The organism is uncultured Thiothrix sp., assembly GCF_937876535.1.
GTDB lineage: Bacteria > Pseudomonadota > Gammaproteobacteria > Thiotrichales > Thiotrichaceae > Thiolinea.
Window position 1 is genome coordinate 42,844 of the sequence record NZ_CALFHZ010000023.1, and the last position, 25,919, is coordinate 68,762.

The following is a 25,919-nucleotide window of genomic DNA, read 5'->3' on the forward strand; positions in this document are numbered from 1 at the left end:
TATGAAGCAACTTTACTTAGCACTTGCTTGTACAGGTGTACTAAGTTTGGCTGGTTGTGCGAATCAACCAAAGCCAGCAACTCCGGAGGCAGTCGTTAATCCGAAAGCGGGTGGTGCAGAAGCTGCTTGGCAAGAGCGCCAGCGAGTGTTTGCGCAAATGCAGCAATGGCAGTTGAAAGGACGAGTTGGCTTGCAATTGCGTGAGCAAAGTTGGTCATTTGGCTTAGACTGGGCGCAACGTGGCAATAGCCAGTATGAAATGCAGATTAAGAATCCTCTCACAGGTGGTTTAATGGCTACTGTGATGGAAACTGGTTCACAAGTGACCCTGAAAGCATCTGATGGTAAGTCTTATCAGGATACTGATGCAGAGCGTTTATTGGCTAAACAGTTGAAAATGAATTTGCCGCTTAAGAACTTGCAATATTGGGCACGAGGTATTCCTTCGCCTACCGCGCCTGTTGATGCTGTAAAACTAGATGCTTATGGACGCCCTATACACTTACAACAAGCAGGTTGGGTGATTGATTATCCTAGTTATGATGGGAGTAGTGCACAGGCTTTGCCAAGCAAAGTGCAATTAGAAAAAGCATCCGAGCAGCTTAAAGCCAAGTTAGTCGCGAAAGAATGGAAAACGCGTTTTTAAACAACTCGCTGGTTTTGCCCGCTCCAGCTAAGCTCAATCTTTTCCTACATATTACCGGTCGGCGAGCAGATGGTTATCATCTGCTTCAGACTCTGTTTCAGTTTTTAGATTACAGCGATGAGATTAGTTTGCAGTTGCGCACCGATGGCAAAATTACCCGCTCGCTAGGTTCGCCGCTTGTGCCTGAAAATGACGACTTGGTCGTAAAGGCAGCACGTTTATTACAGCAAACAACAGCTTGTAAGCTTGGTGTTGATATAAAAGTAAACAAAAAATTGCCGATGGGTGGTGGCCTCGGTGGGGGTAGTTCAGATGCTGCAACCGTGTTGGTGGGGCTTAATTGTTTATGGCATTGTGGGCTATCCATTGATGCCCTAGCCGCTCTGGGCTTACGCTTGGGGGCTGATGTACCCGTCTTTGTACGTGGCGAGTCTGCTTGGGCAGAAGGGGTAGGGGAAGTGCTAGAGCCTGTTACTATCCCTGAGAAATGGTATTTTGTCCTGCATCCTCATGTGCATATTTCGACTGCTGAAATTTTTGCAACTGAGAGCTTGACAAGAAACTGCAAACCCAGCAGAATGGCGGCCTTTCTTGCAGGGCAAACAACTAATGTGTTTGAGCCAGTGGTAAGAAAGAATTATCCTAAAGTCGCAGAAGCGTTTGAGTGGCTAGGAAATAAAGCAAAACTGACAGGCTCTGGGGCTTGTTTGTTTGCAGAGTTTGACGATGAAAAGTCAGCTCAAATAATAGCAAAAAATCTACCAAAACAATGGTCAGGTTTTGTAGCACAAGGTCGATGTAAATCACCTTTGTATGAAAAGCTAAACACCTTAAGTTAGAAAGTTCTTTGATGGGCTGTCGCCAAGCGGTAAGGCAGCGGATTTTGATTCCGCCATACCTAGGTTCGAATCCTAGCAGCCCAGCCATCCCCCTGTCTTATATTCAATGCGAGACACCCCATGTCTGACGATAGAATGATGGTATTCGCGGGTAATGCCAATCCTGAACTTGCCCTAAAAATCGCTGATCATCTTGGAATTTCCCTCGGTAAAATTAAAGCAGAGCGCTTCAGTGATGGTGAAGTGCATGTAGAAATTTTAGAAAATGTCCGAGGTCGCGATGTTTTTGTAATTCAGCCCACCTGCTCACCCACGAACGATAACTTAATGGAGTTATTGGTTATTACAGATGCACTCTACCGTGCTTCTGCTGGTCGTATCACTGCGGTTATTCCTTACTACGGCTATGCACGACAAGATCGGCGTGTGCGCTCGCGTCGTGTACCTATTTCTGCGAAGTTGGTGGCAGATATGGTTGCTGCGGGTCATGTGGATCGTGTTCTGACCATCGATTTGCACTCTGATCAAGTCCAAGGTTTTTTTGACGTTCCAGTTGATAATATTTATGCCTTAGGCGTGCTGCAGGCAGATATCATTGCGAAGAATCTTGATCATATTATGGTTGTGTCTCCCGATGTGGGTGGTGTAGTGCGTGCGCGTGCGCTATCTAAAGCGTTAGGGAATGTCGATTTAGCGATTATTGATAAGCGTCGCCCTGAGCCGAACAAAGCCGAAATCATGAACATTATCGGTGATGTCGAAGGCCGGCATTGTTTATTGATTGATGATTTGATCGATACCGGTGGGACTTTATGTAATGCCGCTGCTGCTTTGAAAACTCGCGGTGCTTTAAGTGTTTGTGCTTATGCCACCCATGCGGTCTTTTCTGGGAAGGCAGTAGAGAATATTGAAGCTTCCTTACTGGATGAAGTCGTGGTGACTGACACCATCCCATTGAGTGCAAACGCAAAGAAATGTGCTAGAATCCGCCAGCTTTCTGTGGCAGGCATTTTAGCTAAGACTATTTTGCGGATTAACCGAGATGATTCGGTGAGTTCTCTGTTTGAGGAAGAATAAGCTCTTTAGGAGCTAGCTACTTGATCTGGTCGCGGATGAAGTGGTTTTTATTAATTTTGGAGTATGAATTATGTCTAAAGAATTTACATTGCAGGCAGAAGCCCGCTCAGAGCAGGGAAAGGGTGCGAGCCGCCGCCTGCGTCGTGAGAATAAGGTGCCTGCAGTTATTTATGGTGCGGGTACTCCTGCTCAGTCGATTTCTCTAAAGCACAATGAGTTAATTCGCAATCTGCAAGATGAAGCGTTCTACTCACAGCTGATCTCTGTTAATTTCGGTGATCGTAAAGAAATCGCGATTTTACGTGCTCTGCAACGTCATCCAGCTAAACCCATCATTTTACATGCTGACTTACAGCGGATTAAAGATGACGAAGTCATTGAAGTCCATATCCCATTACACTTCACTAATGAAGAAAATGCAGTCGGTGTGAAAGTGAATGGTGGTGCGGTTAGTCGAATCCTCAACGAGGTAGTAGTTGCCTGCTTGCCGAAAAATATTCCAGAGTATATCGAAGTCGATATGTTGAATGTAGATAAAGGTCAAATTCTGCATTTATCTGATCTGAAATTACCTGAAGGTGTTTCTATACCTGAGCTTGCGTTGGGTAGTGATCACAATCAGGCGGTTGTAGCGATTCACTAAACCTTGAGGATTCTCCAATGGCTGAACCTATTCGGTTGATTGTCGGTTTGGGGAATCCGGGGTCTCAGTATGACAAAACCCGGCACAATGCCGGGTTTTGGTTTGTTGAAGAGTTGGCAAAGCGTTATAGCGGTCAGTTCTTAACTGAAAAACGTTTCTCCGGCGAGGCTTGCCGTATTAATGTAGGTTCTGAGTCAGTTTGGTTATTGAAACCAATGACCTTTATGAACCGTAGCGGTTTAGCCGCACGCCAATTAGCTGATTTCTACCGTATCCCTGTTCAACAAGTTTTAGTCGCACATGACGAATTGGATTTACCCGTGGGTGATGTGCGTCTCAAGCAAGCAGGTGGACATGGTGGACATAATGGCTTACGTGATTTACATGCTCATCTGAGTGCTGACTATTGGCGTTTACGCTTAGGGATTGCGCATCCAGGTGATCGAAATAAAGTGGTCGACTATGTTTTATCCCCACCGACGCGGGATGAGGAAATAGCGATTCGACTTGCAGTGGATAAAGCTGCTGATCAAATTGCTTTAGTGCTGGCCGGTGATTTGCAAAAAGCGATGAATGAATTGCATCGCAAATAGTACGACAAAAGGTAGCTCTTATGGGATTCAAATGCGGGATTGTTGGCTTGCCCAACGTAGGTAAGTCAACTTTATTCAATGCTCTGACTAAAGCAGGCATTCAAGCAGAGAATTACCCATTCTGTACGATTGAGCCAAATGTGGGCATCGTACCAGTACCCGACTTACGCTTGGATGACTTATCTGCCATTGTAAAGCCTGAGCGGGTGTTACCAACGACGATGGAGTTCGTCGATATTGCTGGTTTAGTTGCTGGTGCCTCTAAGGGCGAAGGCTTAGGGAATAAATTCCTCGCACATATCCGTGAAACTGACGCGATTGCCCAAGTGGTTCGCTGTTTTGATAATGACGACATTATTCATGTGAACAATAAGGTAGATCCTGCTCACGATATTGATATTATCAACACCGAGCTCGTACTAGCTGATATGGAAAGTATGGAGCGCGCGGTTCAGCGTTTAGCTAAAGCCTCCAAATCAGGTAATAAAGAAATGCTAGCGCAGAAAGAGCTAGCGGATCGCCTATTAGCCCATCTGTCTGAAGGTAAAGCAGCCCGTTTACTAGAGCTATCACCTGAAGAACAAAAGCTTGCTCGTGAATTTCATTTAATCACCATCAAACCTTTATTATTCATTGCCAATGTGAATGAAGATGGTTTTGAAAATAATCATTATTTAGATGCAGTGACCAAAATAGCTCAAGATGAAAAGGCTCAAGTAGTACCTGTGTGTGCGGCTATGGAGGCTGAACTATCTTTGTTGGATACAGCAGATCAAGCTGAATTTTTAGCCAGCATGGGTCTAGAAGAACCGGGTTTAAATCGAGTGATTCGGGCTGGTTATGAATTGTTAGGCTTACAAACTTTCTTTACCGCAGGCGTCAAAGAAGTACGAGCTTGGACGGTGAATCGTGGCGCAAGTGCCCCCAACGGTGCTGGTAAGATTCATACTGATTTTGAACGTGGTTTTATTCGTGCTGAAGTGATTGCTTATAATGACTTCATTACCTACAAAGGCGAGCAAGGTGCGAAAGATGCGGGTAAATGGCGCTTAGAAGGTAAAGATTACATCCTACAAGAAGGCGATGTGGTTCATTTTCGTTTTAATGTATAGTTCAGGGTTGACAGGATTCATGCTTAAGGCTAAGATTCGCAGCCTCTTGGCTACGTAGCTCAGTTGGTTAGAGCACAGCACTCATAATGCTGGGGTCGTAAGTTCGAGTCTCACCGTAGCCACCATTTTCAAAGCCCTTGTAGATTAGTTCTACAAGGGCTTTTTACTATGCGTAACTATGACGCTTATTCTTACTACTATTTCACCAATTTTTATTTTGTTGATGCTGGGCTATCTAGCTAAGCATACCGGTTTTTTACCTGCTGATTTTTGGCCTTATGTGGAAAAAGCCTCTTATTATGTGCTATTACCTGCACTCCTGATCCTAAATTTAAGCCAAGCGCAGATTCATTGGTCTGAAACTAGTCTTTTGGTTCTTGGCATTATCTTAGTACCTATCTTAGCAGGCTTAATAAGTTGGCCGTTTAAAGCGTTGTTAAATTTAAATGCTGCGGATTACACTTCCTTTTTTCAAGGAGGAGTACGTTTTAGTACCTACATTGGCCTAGCGATGTCTACAGTTTTTCCAGCACCAGCACCGACTCTGGGTGCTTTGGTCTTAGCAGTAATGATTCCAGTCGTGAATATCTTATGTGTCTTGGTCTTTGCGCTGTTGGTACAAAAGCAGTTGAAGCTGGATGTTTTATTTAAGTCACTTGCAACTAATCCGTTGCTAGTGGCTTGTGTGATCGGCATGATCTTAAATATTTTGCCTTGGAAGTTGCCAGTTATTGTTATTGATGTATTCAAACAACTAGGGCAGATGGCTTTGCCAGCAGGGTTGTTAGCAGTAGGAGCAGGGCTTAATTTAGCGGCTTTAAAGGGCTTGCATGCGCCATTTTTTTGGAGTGCTGCTCTAAAATTATTGGTAGTGCCTCTCTTAGCGGTTGGCGTGGCCTTTGCTTTAGGTTTAGATACAGTGTCGAGTGCGATTTTAATCATTTTTGCTGCTTTACCAACCGCACCCTCGGCTTATATTTTAGCGCGCCAACTAGGCGGCAATGCTGAGTTGATGGCAGGGATGATTACCGGGCAAACTTTATTGGCTTTAGTGAGTTTGCCATTGGTTTTGTCCTTCTTGCTGCATTGAAGCAAAAAATATCTATATAACCCATCGAGTCACGTGAATTATCGCTGAATTCATATTATGATTCGGCTCTTTTCTTTATAAATCCTTAATCAGGAGTTAAGTGTGGAACTGACCGGTGCCGAGATATTCGTTGAGTGTCTGAAGGCAGAAGGGGTTGATACCATCTTCGGCTATCCGGGTGGAGCAGTGTTACATATTTACGACGCGCTTTACAAAGAAGCTGAGCATGTCAACCACATTCTGGTGCGACACGAACAAGCAGCTGTGCATGCAGCTGAAGGCTATGCTAAGGCTACTAATAGACCTGGTGTGGTATTAGTCACTTCTGGCCCTGGTGCGACCAATGCCGTGACAGGGATTGCCGATGCGTACATGGATTCAGTACCGCTGGTGGTATTTACAGGGCAAGTTCCACGCCATCTGATTGGTAATGATGCTTTCCAAGAAGTGGATATTGTGGGAATTACTCGCCCTTGTGTTAAGCACAACTTCTTGGTGACTGATGTAAAAGATTTAGCTTCGACTGTTAAGAAGGCATTTTATATCGCCAGTACTGGTCGTCCCGGCCCTGTATTAGTCGATATTCCGAAGGATATTACTGCTGCTCGTTGTGAGTTCGATTATCCCAAAGAAATCAGTATTCGCTCTTACAATCCAACGGTTAAAGGCAATAAACGCCAAATCCGCCGTGCGATTGATCTAATGTTGGAAAGCAAGCGTCCAATTCTATATACCGGTGGTGGGGTGGTTCTATCGGGTGGTGCGGCCGAATTAACGCAATTAGCCCGCGAACTGAAGTTTCCGGTCACGAATACCCTAATGGGGTTAGGTGCTTATCCTGCAACTGATCCTTTGTTCGTCGGTATGCTTGGTATGCACGGGACTTACGAAGCTAACCATGCGATGCACCAATCTGACTTAGTCATAGCCATTGGTGCACGTTTTGATGACCGCGTTACAGGGAATATTGAGAAATTCTGCCCGCATGCGAAAATTATTCACGTCGATATTGATCCAGCCTCCATTTCTAAGAATGTGAAGGTTGATATTCCGATTGTGGGTGATGTGAAACATGTATTAGTCGATCTGTTAGAAGAGTTACAGTCGCGCAAAGACTGGCAAACCGCCGATACGAGTGCGTGGTGGTCACAAATCAATGAGTGGCGCAAAGCGGATTGTCTTAAATACGAGCAAGACGATGAGTCAATTCGCTCGCAGTTTGTAGTGGAAAAGCTCTGGGAAGTTACAGATGGAGATGCTTATGTGACTTCGGATGTAGGTCAGCATCAAATGTGGGCGGCTCAGTTCTACAAGTTTGATAAGCCTAATCGTTGGATTAATTCGGGTGGTTTGGGCACGATGGGCTTCGGTTTACCAGCCGCGATGGGTGTGCAAATTGCTTATCCTGATGCCACAGTAGCTTGTATTACCGGTGACGGCAGTATTCAAATGAATATTCAAGAGCTGTCTACTTGTATGCAGTATCAATTGCCGATCAAAATTATTACCTTGAATAATGGCTATTTGGGGATGGTGCGGCAGTGGCAAGAGTTCTTCTATCAGAAGCGGTATTCCATGTCCTATATGGATGCACTGCCTGATTTCGTCAAGCTGGCTGAGGCTTATGGGCATGTAGGTATGCGCATTGAGCGCCCTGCGGATGTTGAGGGGGCACTGAAAGAAGCGATGGCAATGAAGAATCGTTTAGTGTTTATGGATTTCATCACTAAGCGTGAAAGCAATGTTTATCCGATGGTTCCAGCCAATGCTGGTCACAATGAAATGATCTTGGTGTAAGCGATGAGTGACGAAACCCGGCATGTAATTTCCATTTTAATGGAAAACGAAGCAGGTGCCTTGTCGCGGGTATCTGGCTTATTCTCAGCACGCGGCTATAACATTGAATCGCTTACGGTAGCACCCACTGAAGATGCTACCTTATCACGTTTGACCCTCGTTACCTTGTGTAGCGAAGAAATCGTCGAGCAAATCATGAAGCAGCTACATAAGCTCGTTGATGTAGTGAAGCTGATGGATTTGAACGATTACCCACATATTGAACGTGAAATGATGTTGGTTAAGGTCGATGTGCAAAAGCATGGTTCTTGTGATCAAGTGAAGCGTTTAACTGATATTTTCCGTGCACGGATTATTGATGTGAGTGACAAAACTTATACGATTGAGGTCACTGGTAATCGTACTAAGCTAGATGCTTTCTTACAGGCGCTAAGCGAAGCTCGGATTATGGAAGTAGTGCGTTCCGGTAGTATGGGGATCGCACGAGGCTCTAGTGCTTTAACTGTGTAAAACCTATCTAAAGGCTAAATCGGTAAGACACAAAGGGATAGTGCAAACTGTCCCTTTTTTATTGGCTAAGTACGTAGCTTAAAAATCAGCTGATTTTGCGTATTCAGCAATCCATGCTGAATCAGCCAAAGACGCGCATCTTCTGCATCTTCTTCAAACCAGCGCTGTGCAGATCCTAAGCGAAACGTGTAACCCCAACGATCCATATCAAGTAAGGCGCGTGCTTTCCCAAAACTTGGAAGCTGCTCAGCCAGTAGAATCTGCAGATAACATACGGCATCTTCTTCAGCGGTTTCTCCGCCTGCGTCAGTATGTAAGTGCTGGCGGCGCTCTTCATCCATACAGATAACATGGCAGGTTTCATGTAGAAATGAATGCATAGGGGTATCAGGGCGGATATAGATAGTGCACCCGATCATTCCAGCTTCGGATTCACCCCAATAACTGCCTGGGATAGAGGCTTGAGATTCTACTAGAGCTAAAGTTAGACCATAGCGCTCTAACAGTTGCTGTAAAGCTTGGAGGGGCAATTCAGCAACAGCCATCACCTGTTCTGTAGCACTCACACCCAATACTTACCAGCCGCACCGATTACAATATTAATCAAGCCAATCACGAGATTGAGGCCCACCAAAAATCGAATTTGGTTTAAAGCTTTACCTGCTTCCTGCCAATTGGATTGTTGTACATAGTGAGTTAAGCGCTTATAAGGTGCAAAGAAGACATGCAGAAAAATTGCCATCATCACCAAGCCAAGAGTATGCATGATGTGGATAAATACCGGCGCATTTTTCATTCCACCATAAGGGCCAAACAGCATCCAATAGCCTGAAGCCAAAATTAAAGCAATTGCTGCCCATACCCAAGGAAAGAAGCGACTAAACACTCCTTGCCATAAGGGTAAGCGTTGTGGTGGCTGCAATTGGCTGGCAGCAATAGGCCGCAACACCATATAAGCGAAAAACATTCCGCCAACCCATACTGTAATCGCTAAGACATGCAGTGCTAAAGCAATTGACATGCTGACTTCCTTTTAGCTAATAACTACTTAAATTTTGTTCGGATAGTGATAATAATCATCACCATAGCCTAAACGCTCAGCATCTTTAACCTGATTCAAAATAATACCTGAGATTTGTGCACCGGTTTCTTGTAAGCGCTTCAATGCATTATTGATAGTACTGGTGCTCGTGTCATTGGCATGCACGGTTAGCAAGGTAATATTTGCTAAAGAGCTGAGAATCATGGCATCCGCTAAACCTAAAATCGGCGGCCCATCCATAATCACTACATCATAATGCTGACCTGCAGTTTTGAGTAGAGCTTCCATCTTAGTATTGGCTAAGAGTTCAGATGGATCAGTTGGTGGTGTACCAGCCACAATAATATCTAGATTGGGTACATTCGAGGCTTGAGATAGTTGGTCTAAGGGGTATTCACCAGACAAATAACCAACCAGATTTTGCTGGTTACGCGTACCAATTAATTTGTGTAAAGACGGATTGCGTAAATCAGCATCAATTAATAAGACTCTGTTACCCGTATGGGCAAACGCGCTGGCTAGGTTCATAGCTACGGTAGTTTTACCTTCATTGGCACGCGCACTGGTAATGAATAACACAGGCTTTTCATTTTGCTCACGTAGTTTGAAGCGAATCGTAGTGCGTAAAGAACGGAAGGATTCTGCTAAGGGTGATTTAGGCGAGTTTAAAACAAGTTGTGAAATTTTCTTTGGATCATTTTCGTTGACAGCTGGCACTAAACCTAGGACGGGTAAACGAGTTTGGCGTTCTAATTCATTAATATCTTTAACGCTATCATCCATAAATTCACGTAAGAAAGCAGCAGCAATCCCTAGAAATAAACCTAATAAGCCTGCAAAAATCAGATTGGTTGATAAATTAGGTTTGAATTTTTGTAAAGGTGCTAGCGCTTTGTCAATAATGCTTAAGTTGTTATTACCCGCTTCGCCAGCAACATTAATTTCTTTTAAGCGCTGTAATAAACCTTGGTAAAGCGCTTGATTAGTTTCAACTTCACGCTCTAAGGTATTGTAAGCTACGCGGCTATCTTGGAAGATCAAAGCTTTCTTTTCTTCTTCACTTAAAGCATCACGTAATAATTCAGCCCGTTTTCTAGCTGATGCTAGCTCACCTTGGCGTGCTGGGTCGGTTTCTACAATGATGGCTTCACTTTCAGCCTTCACTAGCTCTTCAGAGAGGCGCATAATTTTATGTGAGCTAGTGGTGGATTCTTTATCATCTAAGTTGATGATAGTGTTTTCTTTAGCGTAAGCGTTTAAGGCTTTTTCGCTTTCCTGTAATTTGCCCTTGGCTTCTTGAATTTGTTGCTGTAAGAAAGTTTGTGCGCCACCCGTCAATTCTAACCGGCGAGTTCGATTGCTATTGACAAACTCTTCGACAATAGCGTTGGCAACTTCTGCGGCTTTTTCTGGGCTGGATGCATCAAAATGGATAGCCACTAAGCGCGAATTTTTAATTGGCTCAATATCCAAATTTTCCATAATGGCATTAGCTAAAGCCGTTTTGCTATTGGCGGCAGTGTCTGGCGAAAATAGATTTTTAAGTTTACCAAATAAAGAACGGCGAATAACATCTTCAGTCAATTGTAATTTGTCTATGACTTTTTCAATCACTGAATAACTTCTAATTAACTCAAATTGAGTTTGATAAAAGTCGCGTGTATCACGGATGTCGCCATTGTTTAAAAAGTCTACATTAACCACCTTAGTTGCCTCACGCTCAACTTGTAAAGTAGCGGTAGCTCGATACACAGGGCTACTTAAAAAAGTTAAAAGTAGGGCGAGCAATAGAGTTGCCCCAACAATACCCAACACTAATTTCTTCTGACGCACCAGAGTCTTCCAAAATTCACGCAGATCGAGGGTATCCTGAGCCTTGGCGTAAGCTGGAACATAACTGGTTCCATTTACTTGACTTGCAGTGTTCTGATTCATAGTCGGTATATGTAAATTCTTGGGGTTAAAAGTATTTCCGGCATTATAGCGCTAACCAGTCTAGGCTGAGACGCAAGATTTTATCTTGTGGAAGGCGAGTGTGCATAGGCTTAAAGGCTTGAGCTAGCTTTCCCAGATGAACCGTAAAATGAGTTGATCAAACGCCGTAACGGTGTTTCCATGTATTTAAAAGATAAAATAGAGGCTACGGTTAGCAAGATCGCAAATAGATAATAGTGCAGATTGGCATCTAAAGGTAACCAATGGCCTAATACTCGATCATAAATCCCATAAGTTGGCCGCTGCAGAATATACAATGAATAGCTCGCTTCGCCTAGTAATACTAAAAAAGGTAAAGACATGAAGTGCTTAGTCCAACTGTTATTGACGGCTAACAGCACTAAAATGGCCAAAAAAACAGGGGCTATTAAGCCATTATTATAGTCAATTAAAAACCCTAACGTTTTCTCAAAACTTGCTTCATAAGCTAATAATAAAATTACTAAGACTGTAAGACCAAGAATAGCTAAGCCATTCCAAGGCTGATTAAACTGATTAAACTGGCCTTTGCAGAAAGCTATCCCTACCACCAAGCCTAACATGAAGGTACTCATATGCATTAGAGGATGGTAGTAAATGAACTGGTGCAATAGGCCTTTTGCCTCATAACTTGCAGAATTGTGTAAGATAATTTGGAAAAACTGTGTACTAAACCACAGGACTAAAGTAATGAGTGCCAGTTTTCTTAAGCTTTTGGTATGGACAAAAGATAGCAAAAACGGAAAGCTCAGGTAAAATAGTGCCTCAACTGACAATGACCAACCAGGGGAGTTGAGCACCATGGCGTAGCCTGGTAGCCAAGCCTGTAGCATTGTTAAACTTAGTCCAACAGCAGTAGGATCGCGCCCATCGGTTTTAAGATTAGCCAGAATCATTAGTACTAAGGCTAATAAATAAACCGGATAAATACGTGCAAAGCGGGCTAGCCAGTATTTTCCTTTATTAAGATTAGGGCGTTCAGGTTGATAATAGGCAACCGCCATAATAAAACCAGAAAGTACAAAGAAAAAGCTAACCGCTATAGGGCCTGCAGTGACAACTGGATGCCACCACATGTTGGTTGCAGGAAATGCCTGTTGGCCGAAGTGAAAAAAAACAACCGTTAAGGCAGCAATGTAGCGAGTAAAGGTTAGCTGATCAAGTTTCAAGGTTGTCTAAAACTAAGTTTAATTTAGTAAGCATTTTTGTCTGATAAAGTTTTAAAAGCAGTTGCCACTATAATCCGTAAATCTAACCATAAGCTCCATGAGCGAATATATTCCATATCGCACTCAACACGCTTTTGCATTTTGTATAAAGTGTCTGTTTCACCACGCCAGCCATTAACTTGTGCCCAACCTGTGATACCCGGTTTCATCATATGGCGTTGCATATAACCTGGAATTAGCACTTTATAAGCCTCATTGTGGGCAACAGCATGAGGGCGGGGACCTACAATTGACATATGGCCTTGGATGACATTAAAAAACTGTGGTAATTCATCTAATGATGTTTTACGCAGAAAAGCACCAACTTTAGTGACACGTACATCATTACGCGTTGCTTGCTTAATCACATCCCCGTTTTCACAAACCGTCATAGTACGGAATTTCCACACTTGGAATTCCTCTCCCCTGAGTCCGTGACGGGCTTGCTTAAAGAGCACTGGGCCAGGTGAGCTGATTTTAATGGCTAAAGCAATTACCGCCATGATAGGTAAAATTAAGAAGAGAATGAGGCTACCAATAATTAAATCTTCAGCTCGTTTAACTAACGCATGTTGTACCGACAGTGGCGCATCATAGATACAAAGTACTGGCGTATCAGCAATTTCCAAGTATTTATTATGTAGAAGTGCGTGCGTAAAGTTATCAGGGATTAAGCGTACAGGAGTAATAGTGTCAGCTAATTGACTAATAAGTTGGCTAGAGAGATTTTGATTTTGAGTTGGTAATGCAAGGTAAATTTGATCCCAAGTACCATTACGTGCTGCCTCTAGTAAATCTTCAGTATTACCAATCTTGGCATAATTACTGGGTAAGTTTGCAGTATCGAGGTCAACACTATAAAAACCAGCAACTTGCAAACCTGACTCAGGCTGGGTATTAATCGAGTCTGCAAAGCGTAAACCGGTTTCAGTAATCCCTACAATTGCAATGTTCCGATTACGAATCCCAATACGCTTAAGATGCGACAGTAAAACCCGTAAGATATAGCGGGTGAGTACTAGGAGAAAGGGTGTGGTGACTAACCAACCCACTAAGACCACTCGTGAAAACTGTTCAGAGCTTTTGGCAATGAAAATAATAAAAACCAGTAGGAAAAAGGTGGTGAGCCAGGTAACAACAGTACGCATGGCCTCATCGCGGAAGAAAGGGCGGCCACTCCAAGAGGTATAAATATCGGTAAAGCGCCCTACTAAGCCAAAGATAAGAGAGGCGCCTAAGCCCGCTGCTAAATAGCCATTAAGGAAATCGTAATTAGGATCATAAACAGAGGCTATGAGTACAATGCTTAAAATAACCAGGGTATCTGTACTGCGGTAGACGAGTTCAGAACTGATTTTTTTACCGACCATCGATATATTCCATCCACATAGTCTTGTCCTGATACCGTAGGGCGCAGGGCTTTATTGTCACATTGCTTATATTTTAGCTATTCTGACAAAAAAACAACACTAATCCCACATTGTAACTAAATGTGAATTTTTAGCCTGTTTCTCTTAAACAGCTGTTCTGTAAGCAAAACTCGATTTTCGCGGCATCTAGACACTCAAATCGGCCGCTATTCTGCCACTAAATATAGCTTAATTCAGTAACTTGTGTCGTAAAAAAAATACAAATGTAAGATTTTTCAGGACAATCGTTAGGTTTTAGTGGGATTGTGTTTGACGGGAGCTATGATCAGTCTCCCAACGATAGCTAGCTAAATGTTTTAATTGTTGCTTAGCCCGTAGACGGATGACTGTAGCGATCCCTATATACAGACTCACTGAGAAAAAATCTTTGCTAAGTAATTTAGCACGCATGATTTGTGAGTAAGGTTTTTCTTGCGCTTTAGTACATAAGTTCGCGGCGGCTAATTGCATATTGCCTAAGCGTGCACGGGTCTTAATTTTAATCAGGGATTTGATGTTTTTTGGGGCAGTAATAAAAACTTGAGTACCTGGCACGTTACCACGCTCATCAGGCGAAAATTGGCAGCGAACAAAGCCATCATCATTGATTACATTAGGAAAATTAATAAAGCGCTTTCGGCCTTCAGCAGAAATTACAAAGCTACAAGTCGCTACTACCCCTTCGCGAATGTAAGGTAAGGATAACCAAACTTTGTAGTATTGCTTAACTAGCCAAGAGGAGTGTGAAGTATCAATGACTGGCTCAGGCGCAGCCAAGAGCAGCTTACCTTGCGCCATGACTTCAGTAATTTTCTCAATCGCTCCAGTTGAGAGTTTTGTATCTGCATCAATGTAAAAAACTGGCCAGGAAAGGACATGTTTTTCAGCTTCGTTGAGTGCGTTCACTTTGGAGGGTTTAGCAATATCAAGGCAAATCACTTGAGGATATTCTTGTTGCACAATCGCTGCTGTTGTATCGGTGCAACCATTACAAGCCACAATAATCCGATTCACTCCAGTCTGGTTTAAAAGGCTGTCTAAGCAAGCACGAATGACAGTAGCCTCATTATGTGCAGGAACGATAACACTAGGCATTTATGCTGAATATCCTTTGAGCCAATTATCACGGGCTTGATAAACGGTTTGCCACTCTTGAGCTTGTTCCGAGCGTGGTTTTAGCAAGCGATGCATAGCATATTTGTTGAAGACATATAACCAGAGCAACGCTTTGAAAATTGGGCGTTTCCATTCACTAATATGTCGATTAATCAGCTCTACTTTGCCTTTGAGTAGTTTGATTAGTTTTCCAGAAAAGCGCGCATGACTCACACCCCCATGATGGATGATGCGTGCATCAGGGGTAACAATAGGTTGATAACCTTGGGTTTTCGCGCGTAAGCACAAGTCAGCTTCTTCGGCATACATAAAAAAGGTAGGATCTAAACCACCCAATTCATCCCAAACCTGCCGTTTGATTAGAAAAAAACAGCCGGAAAGAATATCAACTTCCTTAACTGTATTTCGCTGCCAGCAGCCGTAGTTGGCATGATTAAACAAACAACTAGAACTGAAAAGCTTACTCAAGCCTAAGGCACTGAACAAAAGCGAGGCAAAGTCTGGTTTGGACCAAGCATGTTGAGTATTTAAGCTAAGATCATTATTTAAGGTAACACCACCCCAAATACCATTCTTCGGATGCTGCTCAGCAAAGTTTAACAGCTTATCAATTGCACCCTCCAGAACCAAGGTATCTGGATTCAACAAAAGTAGGTAACTACCTTGTGCTAATTCAACACCTTTACGCACGCCACCTGCAAAGCCTAAGTTTTCAGCGCTTTCAATCAAGTGGATACTTGGAAAAGCCTCACGAATGAGCGCAACTGAATGATCATTAGACTTATTATCTACGACAATAATTTCATAGGGCTGTTTAGTCTGCGCTTGCACCGACTGTAAGGCTTTGAGCGTGTGTTCAGCGGTGTTGTAAGAGACTAAAATGATACTAACTAGCGGTTTCATTTAAGGCAGCGCTAGACAGAGTTGAGTGAGTTGGTATTTGAGGTTTAACTGGAGTCTCGTTATTAATCAAACGCCCATAAGCTTTAGTGTGGATGCCGCTACGGATTACATTGGCAGGATTCCCAGCCACGATTGAGCCAGCCGGAACATCTTTGGTCACTACACTACCTGCAGCAATAATACATTCATCACCAATACTGATGCCTGGCATTACGATAGAGCCACAACCAATGAAGCAACGTTTACCAATTTTAGTCATTTGTTGATAAGCACCCGCATGGCGTTCGGTCGCATAGTCATGGGAAAGAATGATGCTATCAAAAGTCACCATTGTTTCTTCGCCAATCGCTAAACCAGTCGGATTGGTCTTATCGACCCGGGCTTTTAAAGAGATACGCACGCTAGGATGTAACTTCATGCCATAGAAAGAGCGCAAATACCAGTTATAGGCATAGAGTAGGCTGTGCCGAAAATGCAGTATCCACATGAATACTTTTTGACTAACGAAGCGTGGCTTCATTTTACTGTTTTCCCCTGCTCCCTAGTTGATAGTGCCTCACTAGACAGGCTGGGTGTTTCTGGCATTAGATAATATTTTGCCCAAGACATAGCGCCTAAAGTGAAGAAGAACATCGGTTGCAATTTGTCGAAGTAGTCAACCGTAAAGCCGATTAAAATCAGTGACATAAAGGACAAAATCCATGCTGTAACCATCCACTTTACGTTTTCGTGTTGCCGATGTACTTGGTTTAAAACGCTAAAAACTGCATAGAAACAGGCCGTTATTAAGAGCACAAAGGCAAAAATACCGTGCTGTAGGGTAACAAGTAACCAGAAACTGTCAATACTATCACCCATCCAATCCTTCCAATAAGGACGCGTCCAGTCATTATGCGCAATCCCCAAAATAGGATGATCTAAAATATCGTCCATACTGTATTCCCACTGCAACATGCGGAAATAACCCGTATTTGGATTAAAGGTTAGATAAGAAATTAAAATTCCAAAGAATCCACGATTGGATAAAGCTTGAATTAACATAGCAGCGGCTAAACCACTAAAGAAAAGTGCAACCCAAAAACGCCGTGCTGTATGCCAGAATTTGACCAATAGGACAGTAAAACCTTGGAAAATTAAAGACAGTAACGGAGCTGATGATAAAGTTGTGAGCATAGAAACGCTCAACCCCAGAATCATGGCAAACTGCCTAATTTTTTGTTGACGCCAGAACAGTAAAATAGCAAAGGGGAAGAATAGGGCAGCTAAAGTTCCATACAAAATTGGATGAGCAAATACACTGGTTGTACGCATGATGCTGCCGCGTATGTAGTATTCGGTATATAAGCGGTAATCAATTGATAAGTGTCCTGTAAGACGTTCAGCCCATTCATGCAAAATCCGATGATGCGAAAAGGCTTCATAAATGGCGGGTAAGGTTAGCGCTACTAAAGCCCAAATAAAGGCTAGGTTGATTCGATAGAAACGTTCAGGGGTAGTAATAAATAGTTTAGCTAGATAGAAAGCCCCTAAGGTTTCCAAGGAGTAGAGGCCAGTGGATTCGATAGCTTTTTGTAAACTATGGTTGACCCAGAAACTAGCAAAAGCCAATACAATTAAGCCTAGTAAAAGCACATCGGTTAGGTCTGCGCGTTTTAATACGGTGCGGAAATTAAAGAAAGCATAAATTAAAGTCAGCGCTAGAATGACGCGATAGGTTTCGATGCGCACGGTTCCAGCCATTACAAAGAATTCAACTGGAATAAAAATCGAAATAACAAACAAAACGGCAAGAATTCTTAGCATAATTGTCTAAGCATAGCCACTTAACAAGCGGTTTTTGAAGAAAAACACGATAACTCCACCCGTTAAAAGTAAGTTCGCAGCTAAAGTTGCCATTGCAGCGCCTTCAATCCCGTATTGGGGAATCAACAACCAATTCGCTAACAGATTGGCGAGCAAGGCAACCAATAATAAGCTATTAAGATAGCGCACTTGCTCGCGAATGATGAACATAAACGAGAAAGTAATCCCTAAACCGCGGACTAACTGTCCTAACAAGAGGATAACTAAAGTGGTTGCAGCTTGTACGTAGCCTTCATTAAAGACGGCTAAAACGGGTTTGCCTACCATAGCAATGATTAAAGTGACTACACTTAAAACCGCTGCAACTAACAGTGTGGCTTGCCAGAAAAATTTACGCAGTCTGTCTGGGTTTTGCTTATGCATGCGTAAGAGACGTGGATAAATGGTGGCATCCAAAGCGCCTAAAAAGAATCCACTTACAAATGACAAACGTGCAGCTACTGTAAATAAAGCAACATCTTCATTATTTAATAACCAACCAGTCATTAAGGTATCTGCCCATAGCATCATGAAGGCAAAATAGGAGACTGGGGCTAGTGGTATAGAGCTTTGAAAGACAGATTGACGAGTGATTGGCTCACCACGCGATTTTAATGAAGGCAACCAAGCACGTAGCCAATAAAACGAGACTAACCCCGCTAATACGACAGATAGTGTATAAATCCACAAGTAGTTTTGATTAACTGGGAAGAAGGGCCAGAGTAGTAAAATAACCAACATCATACACACAGCAGGAAGCGCATTTTGAATCAATAAGGACTCAGAAATGTGATGTGCTGCTTTCATAAAAGCAGAGTTGGTCATGACTAGGTTAAAAAAGAAAATACCTAAACCAGCGATCCATAACAAACCTAGGTGAATATCCCCATCAAATAAATCCCGTTTAACGACAGGACTAATCGCCAGCCAAAGCAACATAAAAATGAAGCTGGTGATGAGTAATAATCTAAACGCACTATATAAGTGACGTAACTGCGCTTCAGCCAAACCTTGCTCGGGTAGCCCTGCCACTTCACGGACTAACCATTGTTCTACACCCACACGACTAAACAGTGAAATACCGGTTACTAAAGTCATCAGCATAAATAACATGCCCGCTTCATTCATCGGTAAAGTGCGGGTAATAATAATTGCGACCGCAAAGTTTAAGCCCACTCCTGCAAAGCGCGCGATAATCGAGAATGCCGTTTGCCAGAGTAAAGAGCGGTTATTTAACTTCATGTTTTAAGCTCGAATGGCTTGGTCAATGAAGTTAATCAGATTCTGTCGGCGCTCAATACCTACTTGCCCACCAGCTTGTAAAGTTTCATGCTGATCAAGCAAAGCGGTTAAATCTTCACAGGTTTTGGCGGTATAGACGCCTGGCAATTTTGCCATCCATTCCAAACCATCTGCTTGATGGTTATTTCGGTGTTCACCCAGTTCATATTGACGGTTCATGACAATAATAGGTTTACTGCTTTCAATTGCAGTAATGATATTGCCCATCCCCGCATGTGAAATAATCAAACTAGCAGTATACAAGGTCTGATTGAACACTTCAGTTGTCATAAAGCGTTCATAACGTGCATGAGTAGGTAGATATTCGCCTGTAGCAATCTGAGCTACGACTTCAACACCCTGTGCCAGTGCCCATTCGTCCACGCAGCGAATCAAACGATCAAAAGGAAATTGAGTGCCTACTGCCACAAAAATCATAACACTGAGCCTTTAAATAAGACGTGTTGCTGATCGCTTAAATGTTCCCACTGGGTCAGGAATACATCAGCTCGATTTTTTACTAACTCACCAGACCGGGAAATTTTTTGTACATTAGCAATGCTATCAATCCAAATAGTACGAATCCTAAGTAGTTTGCCAAGTAAGATAGCCACTACACCAGGAGCTGCTCCAGTCGATAAAATTACCTGTGGACGTTCTTTTAATAGAATATAGCCAACCTGAAACGCACAAGGAATTAACTTCCACTTATCATCCGCGCTCACATCTATTACAGAATAAATTTTCTGATCACGTTTAGGCTTAAATAGCTTATCGGGTAAGGCATAGACAATTTCATGCTCTGCCTCTAAGCCTGCACATAAGCGCGTCAGCTGAATCCAATGACCACCCGGTGATGAGATGGCGAAGACTTTACGTTTAGCAGTCATGAGGCTTTACGCAAATAGAAAGCAGCTTGATCGCCTTTATTCAGAGCATTTAATTCGCGTGCCCGATGTTCAAATTGTTTAATTTGCTCATCAGTAAACGGCGAGTTGGCTGGGTTTTCTGCCCAAGAGCGCTCTGAACGTAAGGCAATATCTTGTTCATATTGCTCGCTACCCCAAAATTGGAAAGCATTAGAGTCATATTGAACTTGGCTAACCGTAAAGCCAGTTTGCTCGGCTAATTTTTTAATGCTATCGACTGAATGCAAGAACAAATGGCGCGGCGCATCTAGTTGTGACCAATTCACTCCATAATGCTGCCAAGCATAAGAGGAAACCGTTGGGACACGTAATAACACAGTGCCATGTTTAGCCAGCAACTTCTGAGCTTGCACTAAGGTTTTCTGTTGTTCCACCAAATGCTCAAAAGAGTGGTGGAACATAATTAAATCCCATTCACCCGTTTCACTAAAAATATCGCGCTTTTCAATGACTAGCCCGTTAGGGTAATGGATGGTATCAGCATTAAAGGGATCAATGCCTAACAGTTGGGTGAAACCCGCTTCCCGCAAAGAATTCAACAATAAGCCAGCCCCACAACCCACATCTAAAATCCGTGAATCTTGCTTCAATTGGATAGGACGCAGCGTGCTGAGTTTGCTATTCGGTGAAGCTAAACTTAAAACATGTCCAAGTAAGGATTTGCCGGTGACTGCATAATAGTCACGCTGACGTAACAGCTGTTTCTTAAGCTTGCTAGCAGCATTGGGAACAGAGTAGGAGTAATAGTTGCTAGGATAATAAGCCGCCAGATTGTCTGGAATGGCTTCAATCTGTAAGCAGCCGCAATCAACGCATTGGAAATAACGATGTTCATCCCGTAGACCAAGCATCATTTCTTTAGCGGTGTAGACTGTATGTTCACCCGTGCTACCGCAAATCCGACATTGCATTAAGCTGGCTCCTTAACCGCTGCATGACTACCAAATAATTGAATCTCATCCGCTTGCCAGAAATGGGTATGAATTAAATACCAGTCTAAGGTCTTAGCTAAACCTGATTGGAAAGTTTCGGCTGGATTATAGCCCAGCTCCTGACAAATCTTGCGATTATCAATCGCGTAACGTCGATCATGTCCAGGACGGTCTGTCACATAAGTAATCAAGTGTTGATGTGGAACATGCGGCGAAGTAGGGAAACGCTCATCTAATAAGGCACAGAGGGTGTGAATCAGGTTTAAGTTGGTCTGTTCATTATTCCCACCAATATTATACGTTTCACCCACCCGACCCGTGCGGATTATCAAATCAATCCCCCGATTATGATCATCCACATACAACCAATCACGAATTTGCTGACCATCGCCATAGATTGGCACAGCCTTACCGCGTAATAAACTGGAAATCGCTAGTGGAATTAGCTTTTCAGGATATTGGTAAGGACCATAATTGTTGGAGCAATTACTGGTAGTGGTATTTAAACCATAAGTATGTTGATACGCACGGACAATATGATCCGAAGCGGCTTTACTTGCGGCATAAGGCGAGTTGGGTGCATAAGGCGTCGTTTCAGTAAAAGCAGGATCAGTCGCTGACAAAGTACCATAGACTTCATCCGTAGAGACATGATGGAAACGATGTTCACCGCCTTTATTCTCATCAAGCCAAACTTTTTTGGCTGCTTTTAATAAACTGTGGGTGCCATCAATATTAGTTCGTAAGAAGGCATCGGGGCCATAAATCGAACGATCTACATGTGATTCCGCCGCAAAATGCACGAGGGTCTCAATGTTACCTTCGCGTAACAAATGCTCGACTAAAGACTGATCAAGAATATCACCTTTTACAAAGCGAAAATTCGGCTGTCCTTCTAAACTTTCTAAATTGCTATAGCGACCCGCATAAGTCAGTGCATCTAATACGGTGATATGTGTATCTGGATAGCTAGCTAACCAATAATGAACAAAATTGGTGCCGATAAAGCCAGCGCCACCCGTTACCAGTAGATTTTTAGGTTGATAGGTCATAATTAGGCTTGGTGATTCGATTCAGTTAATTCGGTGAGCATGGCTTGCAAACTAGTACGCCAATAGGGCAGACGATAACCGAGATATTCTTCAGTGCGGCTTTTATCCATGACGCTAAAAGCAGGCCGTTCAGCTGGGGTAGGGTAAGCGCTACTACGAATCGGATGAATAGGAATACGCTGCTTGAGTAATCCTAAGCGATACGCTTCTTCTTGGATAGTCACAGCAAAGTCGTACCAACTGGCTACGCCATTATCTGAGCAATGCAGAATACCTTGTGCATTGTTTTCTACTAAAGCCCAAATACTATTGGCTAGGGTGCGTGCCCATGTGGGCGAGCCTACTTGATCATACACCACGCCTAATTGCTCACGCTCTTGCATAAAGCGCAACATGCTTTTTACAAAGTTATTTCCATGTGTGGAATAGAGCCAAGATGTACGAATAATTAAAGCAGTAGGTAAATAGGCTTGAACTTGCTGTTCACCACTGAGCTTAGTAGCCCCATACACACCCAAAGGCTTAGGTGCTGCTGCAGGTAAATACGGTAGGGATTGTGCCCCATCAAATACAAAGTCCGTGGAAATATGGACTAGCTGAGTTGGTTTATACTGATTGGCTCTTGCAACCGCTTGTGCAATAAGCCCTGCAGCATCTCCATTTAAGCGTTGAGCATTGACTTGATCGCTTTCTGCTTTATCCACCGCCGTATAAGCGGCTGCATTAATCACTAGCTCAGGCTGATACTGTTCTAAAGCCGCCGTGATTTGCGCAGAACTAGTAATATCAAGGGTTTGGTAATCCGTGGCAATGAGTTCAACACCTGGTACTACGGTACGTTGTAGCTCGTAACCTAGTTGACCATTCGCACCCGTTACCAAGACTTTGTGCAGTTTCATACGAATACCTCGGCCTCTGGCAATAAATTACCTATGGCATCTTTCGCAGATAGTTGTGGCGCTTCCCCTTGCACCAGTGGCCAAGGAATATTCAAGTTAGGATCATTCCAACGTACACAGCGCTCATGCTCAGGTGAGTATAAATTGGTGCATTTGTATTGGAAGTCTGCCGATTCGCTCATCACATAGAAGCCATGTGCAAAGCCAGGTGGCACCCAAAACAATCGATGATTTTCGGCTGAAAGTTCAACCGCCGTCCATTGCCCGAACGTGGGTGAAGAACGACGTAGATCAACCGCTACATCATAGACGCAGCCTTGGGTCACACGAACTAGCTTACCTTGAGGGTTTTTAATCTGATAATGTAATCCGCGTAAGATACCTTGGCGCGAACGACTGTGATTATCTTGGACAAACTTAAGGTCTAAACCTGCTTCAGCAAAAGTGTGTTGATTCCACGTTTCCATGAAGAAACCACGTTCATCCCCAAAGACGTTGGGTTCAATGATCAGTACATCAGGAATAGCGGTTGGAATAATCTTCATTTCGCTACCCCAATCAGATAATGACCATAGCCACTTTTCTTCAAAGGCTCTGCTAAGCGTAGTAATTGTTCAGTATCGATATAGCGCATCCGCCACGCGACCTCTTCAGGGCAAGCAATCTTCAAGCCTTGGCGTTCTTCGATGACACGTATATAGTTCGATGCATCAAGCAAGGAAGCATGCGTACCCGTATCAAGCCAAGCCGTACCACGCTTGAGAATCTCCACTTGCAGTTGCTCTTTTTCCAAATAGATTTGATTCACAGTGGTAATTTCAAGTTCACCACGCTCAGAAGGCTTAACCGCTTTAGCGACATCCACAACTTGATTGTCATAGAAGTACAAACCAGTGACCGCATAGTTAGAGCGCGGTTTAAGTGGTTTTTCTTCAATACTTAAGGCTCGACCGTGCTCATCAAAATCCACTACCCCATAGCGCTCAGGATCACGCACATAATAGGCAAAAACAGTAGCGCCTTGGGTCTGATTGTAAGCAGCTTGTAAGCGTTGGGAGAGGCCTTCACCATAGTAAATATTATCGCCTAAGATCAGCGTGCACGGGGAGTTACCTAGGAATTCTGCACCAATCAAAAAGGCTTGAGCTAAGCCCTCGGGTTTAGGTTGAATCGCATAGTGCAAATTCACCCCCCATTGAGAACCATCCCCTAGTAGGGCTTGAAACTGGCTAGAGTCCTGAGGTGTGGTAATAATTAAAATGTCGCGAATCCCTGACAGCATCAAGACAGTCAGTGGATAATAAATCATTGGCTTATCATAAATAGGCATTAATTGCTTGCTGACCGCTTGGGTCAATGGATACAAGCGCGTGCCACTGCCGCCCGCTAAAATAATGCCCTTACGTTGTATGCTCATAGATTTTTTCATTAATTGACCAAACTAGAGTGAAATTGTAGTTGAATTGCTGGGTAATGCATTAATTCTATCTGTCGAATGGTTGAGTAAGGGCGGTATGTTGACTTAAGCGGCAATCCATCGGTGGTAGTCTTCTTTGTGTTAATAAGATGAAGGTCTTGGCCAACAAGCTCTAATTGGTTGGTAGTCGCTGTAGCAGAAGACTGAGCAATTTGCATGTCAGAACAATAGGTTTGCTAAAAACGCGCGCATTATAAGGGAGTCAAGGTCTAGTCACTAGCATAATAATAAGTAAGTGCTTTAAAAAGTGCATTTTAATCTCTTTTGATCACATACGATTGGGTGAGCCAATCTTGTAAAAGCATGCTGCGCTTATAGGCTAGCAACATATTGATCCAAATGACGATTTTAAAGCCAATAATACAAGCATTAGTGACAAGATGGCGGATATAACTGTGAGCTATGCTGAGATGTTGGCCGTGCTTATTAACCACTTTAAGTTTCATGAGCTTTTTACCAAGGCTAGCCTGCAAAGCACTCGCTTCTACTAGTGGGTAAATAGTAAACCAAATTAATGCGCCTAAGAAAACTTTTGACTCAAAGTTAGTGAGATCTTGGGGCTTTTCTAGGATAAGACTTAAGCCAAACACAACAATAAATAAAAAAGCTAGATCAATGACAAAAGCCAGCAAGCGAGGGTAGTAGTACAAGGCTTCAGGCTGAACACGCAGAGCAATATGCTTATTAGGGGTGGCTAATTCAAGATGTGTCAAAATGGCATCAGTTTGCTGCTCACCAAACTGCTCAGTCAGGTAGCGCCATTGTTGATCCCAAGCAAAGAGCTGATTGAGATACTGTAAAACGGCTGGTTTGATAAATAATGACTTATGCTCAGCAGCTTTGAGATTGGCTTCAGAAATAAAACCAAACATCTCGTGGCTTAAGCGATCGCGAAACTCCAAATCTATAAAAGAGGGCAGTTTTTCTAGGAAATGCCAAGCAGTTGGATCTTTTCGATAGGTTTCGTTGTGGATATTAATTGAGAACTGTTGTTGAAAACTGCGCCAATCCGCGGCGAATTGTTCCTCATCTGTTGTCGACTGGTCTTCTTCAAAAACAGGGGTAGCGGGTTTTAGTAAGTCACTACTAGTAAGTGTTGCCGCTTTGAGTGTTTGATGATTCAGTTCAAGATTGAGTTCAGGTGCTTTCAGGGTAGTACTGTGTAACTGAAGAGGTTCCTGCTCAATCAAAGTTTGTGATTCAGCTAAATATGCAACTTGCAACGGGGGGGCTGTTTGTTCGCCAGTCTGTTTAGCGCTAAACGATAGAAACAGTTCAGAAAAAGGTACGGCAGATTCAGGGGCAGAATGATCTACTGGAGAACTTGTTTCCAGTGTAGCTTCATTATCTTCTTCCCATACTTCGTCTTCAGCAGCGTATAAGTCCTTATTCGCATGCCAAGCTAAGGCCTGTTGATAAGCTTCATGTAAAGCCTTAAAACCCTCTGGATCATCATCCGGACGTGTTTTTTTTAGTTTTTTGGCATAGGCAAGTTTAATCGCTTTTTGATCGGCTTCTGCAGTCAGTTCTAAAATTTCCCACCACATG

The 25,919-nt window shown here is 43.2% G+C and carries 27 protein-coding genes and 2 tRNA genes; 11 read left to right on the forward strand and 18 right to left on the reverse strand.

The genetic code is table 11. The features are described from left to right. Position 1: 1 nt before the first annotated feature. The 11 genes from lolB (at position 2) to ilvN (ending at position 8,307) form a co-directional block, all read left to right on the forward strand. Positions 2-646 (forward strand): lipoprotein insertase outer membrane protein LolB, encoded by a 645-nt coding sequence (lolB, locus tag Q0230_RS17950; protein ID WP_298612575.1) that lies wholly within the window; start codon positions 2-4, stop codon positions 644-646. Further along, positions 628-1,485, forward strand: coding sequence for a 4-(cytidine 5'-diphospho)-2-C-methyl-D-erythritol kinase (ispE, locus tag Q0230_RS17955; RefSeq protein WP_298612578.1), 858 nt, complete (start codon positions 628-630; stop codon positions 1,483-1,485). The genes lolB and ispE overlap by 19 nt, the downstream gene beginning before the upstream one ends. A gap of 12 nt (positions 1,486-1,497) precedes the next feature. Further along, positions 1,498-1,572, forward strand: a tRNA-Gln gene (locus Q0230_RS17960). Positions 1,573-1,620: 48 nt separating this feature from the next. Continuing rightward, positions 1,621-2,562, forward strand: a complete 942-nt coding sequence (locus Q0230_RS17965; protein WP_298612741.1) for a ribose-phosphate pyrophosphokinase — start codon at positions 1,621-1,623, stop codon at positions 2,560-2,562. Positions 2,563-2,632: 70 nt separating this feature from the next. After that, positions 2,633-3,205 carry a 50S ribosomal protein L25/general stress protein Ctc gene (locus Q0230_RS17970; RefSeq protein WP_298612581.1) on the forward strand — a complete coding sequence of 191 codons (573 nt, stop codon included), beginning with the start codon at positions 2,633-2,635 and terminating at the stop codon, positions 3,203-3,205. A gap of 17 nt (positions 3,206-3,222) precedes the next feature. Beyond that, on the forward strand, positions 3,223-3,798 hold the full coding sequence (gene pth / locus Q0230_RS17975) for an aminoacyl-tRNA hydrolase (protein WP_298612584.1): 576 nt from the start codon (positions 3,223-3,225) through the stop codon (positions 3,796-3,798). Between the two features lie 20 nt (positions 3,799-3,818). Then, positions 3,819-4,910: a redox-regulated ATPase YchF gene (gene ychF / locus Q0230_RS17980; protein ID WP_298612587.1), complete on the forward strand. Its 1,092-nt coding sequence runs from the start codon at positions 3,819-3,821 to the stop codon at positions 4,908-4,910. 48 nt (positions 4,911-4,958) lie between these two features. Then, positions 4,959-5,035: transfer RNA gene (locus tag Q0230_RS17985), tRNA-Met, on the forward strand. Positions 5,036-5,088: 53 nt separating this feature from the next. Then, complete coding sequence (locus Q0230_RS17990) at positions 5,089-6,000, forward strand: AEC family transporter (RefSeq protein ID WP_298612591.1); 912 nt, start codon at positions 5,089-5,091, stop codon at positions 5,998-6,000. 102 nt (positions 6,001-6,102) lie between these two features. Beyond that, positions 6,103-7,797 carry a biosynthetic-type acetolactate synthase large subunit gene (ilvB, locus tag Q0230_RS17995; protein ID WP_298612594.1) on the forward strand — a complete coding sequence of 565 codons (1,695 nt, stop codon included), beginning with the start codon at positions 6,103-6,105 and terminating at the stop codon, positions 7,795-7,797. 3 nt (positions 7,798-7,800) lie between these two features. Further along, positions 7,801-8,307 (forward strand): acetolactate synthase small subunit, encoded by a 507-nt coding sequence (gene ilvN / locus Q0230_RS18000; protein WP_298612597.1) that lies wholly within the window; start codon positions 7,801-7,803, stop codon positions 8,305-8,307. Positions 8,308-8,372: 65 nt separating this feature from the next. On the opposite strand, the gene Q0230_RS18005 is transcribed toward ilvN, so the two are convergent. From Q0230_RS18005 to Q0230_RS18090, 18 genes are all read right to left on the reverse strand, one after another. Further along, complete coding sequence (locus Q0230_RS18005; RefSeq protein ID WP_298612600.1) at positions 8,373-8,873, reverse strand: hypothetical protein; 501 nt, start codon at positions 8,871-8,873, stop codon at positions 8,373-8,375. Continuing rightward, positions 8,870-9,328 (reverse strand): CopD family protein, encoded by a 459-nt coding sequence (locus tag Q0230_RS18010; RefSeq protein WP_298612603.1) that lies wholly within the window; start codon positions 9,326-9,328, stop codon positions 8,870-8,872. The genes Q0230_RS18005 and Q0230_RS18010 overlap by 4 nt, the downstream gene beginning before the upstream one ends. 27 nt (positions 9,329-9,355) lie before the next feature. Then, on the reverse strand, positions 9,356-11,284 hold the full coding sequence (locus Q0230_RS18015) for a polysaccharide biosynthesis tyrosine autokinase (protein ID WP_298612605.1): 1,929 nt from the start codon (positions 11,282-11,284) through the stop codon (positions 9,356-9,358). Between the two features lie 110 nt (positions 11,285-11,394). Further along, positions 11,395-12,492, reverse strand: coding sequence for an acyltransferase (locus Q0230_RS18020; protein ID WP_298612607.1), 1,098 nt, complete (start codon positions 12,490-12,492; stop codon positions 11,395-11,397). Positions 12,493-12,515: 23 nt separating this feature from the next. Then, entirely contained in the window at positions 12,516-13,901 is a 1,386-nt protein-coding gene (locus Q0230_RS18025) for an undecaprenyl-phosphate glucose phosphotransferase (RefSeq protein WP_298612609.1), read from the reverse strand. A gap of 294 nt (positions 13,902-14,195) precedes the next feature. After that, positions 14,196-15,035, reverse strand: coding sequence for a glycosyltransferase family 2 protein (locus Q0230_RS18030; protein ID WP_298612611.1), 840 nt, complete (start codon positions 15,033-15,035; stop codon positions 14,196-14,198). Next, positions 15,036-15,959, reverse strand: a complete 924-nt coding sequence (locus tag Q0230_RS18035) for a glycosyltransferase family 2 protein (protein ID WP_298612612.1) — start codon at positions 15,957-15,959, stop codon at positions 15,036-15,038. Further along, positions 15,943-16,479, reverse strand: a complete 537-nt coding sequence (locus tag Q0230_RS18040) for a DapH/DapD/GlmU-related protein (RefSeq protein WP_298612614.1) — start codon at positions 16,477-16,479, stop codon at positions 15,943-15,945. The genes Q0230_RS18035 and Q0230_RS18040 overlap by 17 nt, the downstream gene beginning before the upstream one ends. After that, the gene (locus tag Q0230_RS18045) at positions 16,476-17,762 is read right to left on the reverse strand and encodes an O-antigen ligase (RefSeq protein ID WP_298612616.1); all 1,287 of its coding nucleotides are present in this window, start codon (positions 17,760-17,762) and stop codon (positions 16,476-16,478) included. Before Q0230_RS18045 ends, Q0230_RS18040 begins: the two co-directional genes overlap by 4 nt. Before the next feature lie 6 nt (positions 17,763-17,768). Then, positions 17,769-19,043 (reverse strand): oligosaccharide flippase family protein, encoded by a 1,275-nt coding sequence (locus tag Q0230_RS18050; RefSeq protein ID WP_298612618.1) that lies wholly within the window; start codon positions 19,041-19,043, stop codon positions 17,769-17,771. A gap of 3 nt (positions 19,044-19,046) precedes the next feature. Further along, the gene (locus tag Q0230_RS18055; protein ID WP_298612620.1) at positions 19,047-19,520 is read right to left on the reverse strand and encodes a glycosyltransferase; all 474 of its coding nucleotides are present in this window, start codon (positions 19,518-19,520) and stop codon (positions 19,047-19,049) included. After that, complete coding sequence (locus Q0230_RS18060; RefSeq protein WP_298612622.1) at positions 19,517-19,972, reverse strand: oligosaccharide biosynthesis protein Alg14; 456 nt, start codon at positions 19,970-19,972, stop codon at positions 19,517-19,519. The genes Q0230_RS18055 and Q0230_RS18060 overlap by 4 nt, the downstream gene beginning before the upstream one ends. Continuing rightward, entirely contained in the window at positions 19,969-20,922 is a 954-nt protein-coding gene (locus tag Q0230_RS18065) for a class I SAM-dependent methyltransferase (protein ID WP_298612624.1), read from the reverse strand. The genes Q0230_RS18060 and Q0230_RS18065 overlap by 4 nt, the downstream gene beginning before the upstream one ends. Then, positions 20,922-21,995, reverse strand: a complete 1,074-nt coding sequence (gene rfbB, locus Q0230_RS18070) for a dTDP-glucose 4,6-dehydratase (protein ID WP_298612626.1) — start codon at positions 21,993-21,995, stop codon at positions 20,922-20,924. Before rfbB ends, Q0230_RS18065 begins: the two co-directional genes overlap by 1 nt. Positions 21,996-21,997: 2 nt before the next feature. Then, positions 21,998-22,894 (reverse strand): dTDP-4-dehydrorhamnose reductase, encoded by an 897-nt coding sequence (gene rfbD, locus Q0230_RS18075; RefSeq protein WP_298612628.1) that lies wholly within the window; start codon positions 22,892-22,894, stop codon positions 21,998-22,000. Continuing rightward, positions 22,891-23,439 carry a dTDP-4-dehydrorhamnose 3,5-epimerase gene (gene rfbC, locus Q0230_RS18080; protein ID WP_298612630.1) on the reverse strand — a complete coding sequence of 183 codons (549 nt, stop codon included), beginning with the start codon at positions 23,437-23,439 and terminating at the stop codon, positions 22,891-22,893. The genes rfbD and rfbC overlap by 4 nt, the downstream gene beginning before the upstream one ends. Then, complete coding sequence (gene rfbA / locus Q0230_RS18085; protein ID WP_298612632.1) at positions 23,436-24,311, reverse strand: glucose-1-phosphate thymidylyltransferase RfbA; 876 nt, start codon at positions 24,309-24,311, stop codon at positions 23,436-23,438. The genes rfbC and rfbA overlap by 4 nt, the downstream gene beginning before the upstream one ends. A gap of 314 nt (positions 24,312-24,625) precedes the next feature. Next, entirely contained in the window at positions 24,626-25,918 is a 1,293-nt protein-coding gene (locus tag Q0230_RS18090) for an RDD family protein (protein ID WP_298612634.1), read from the reverse strand. Position 25,919 lies beyond the last annotated feature (1 nt).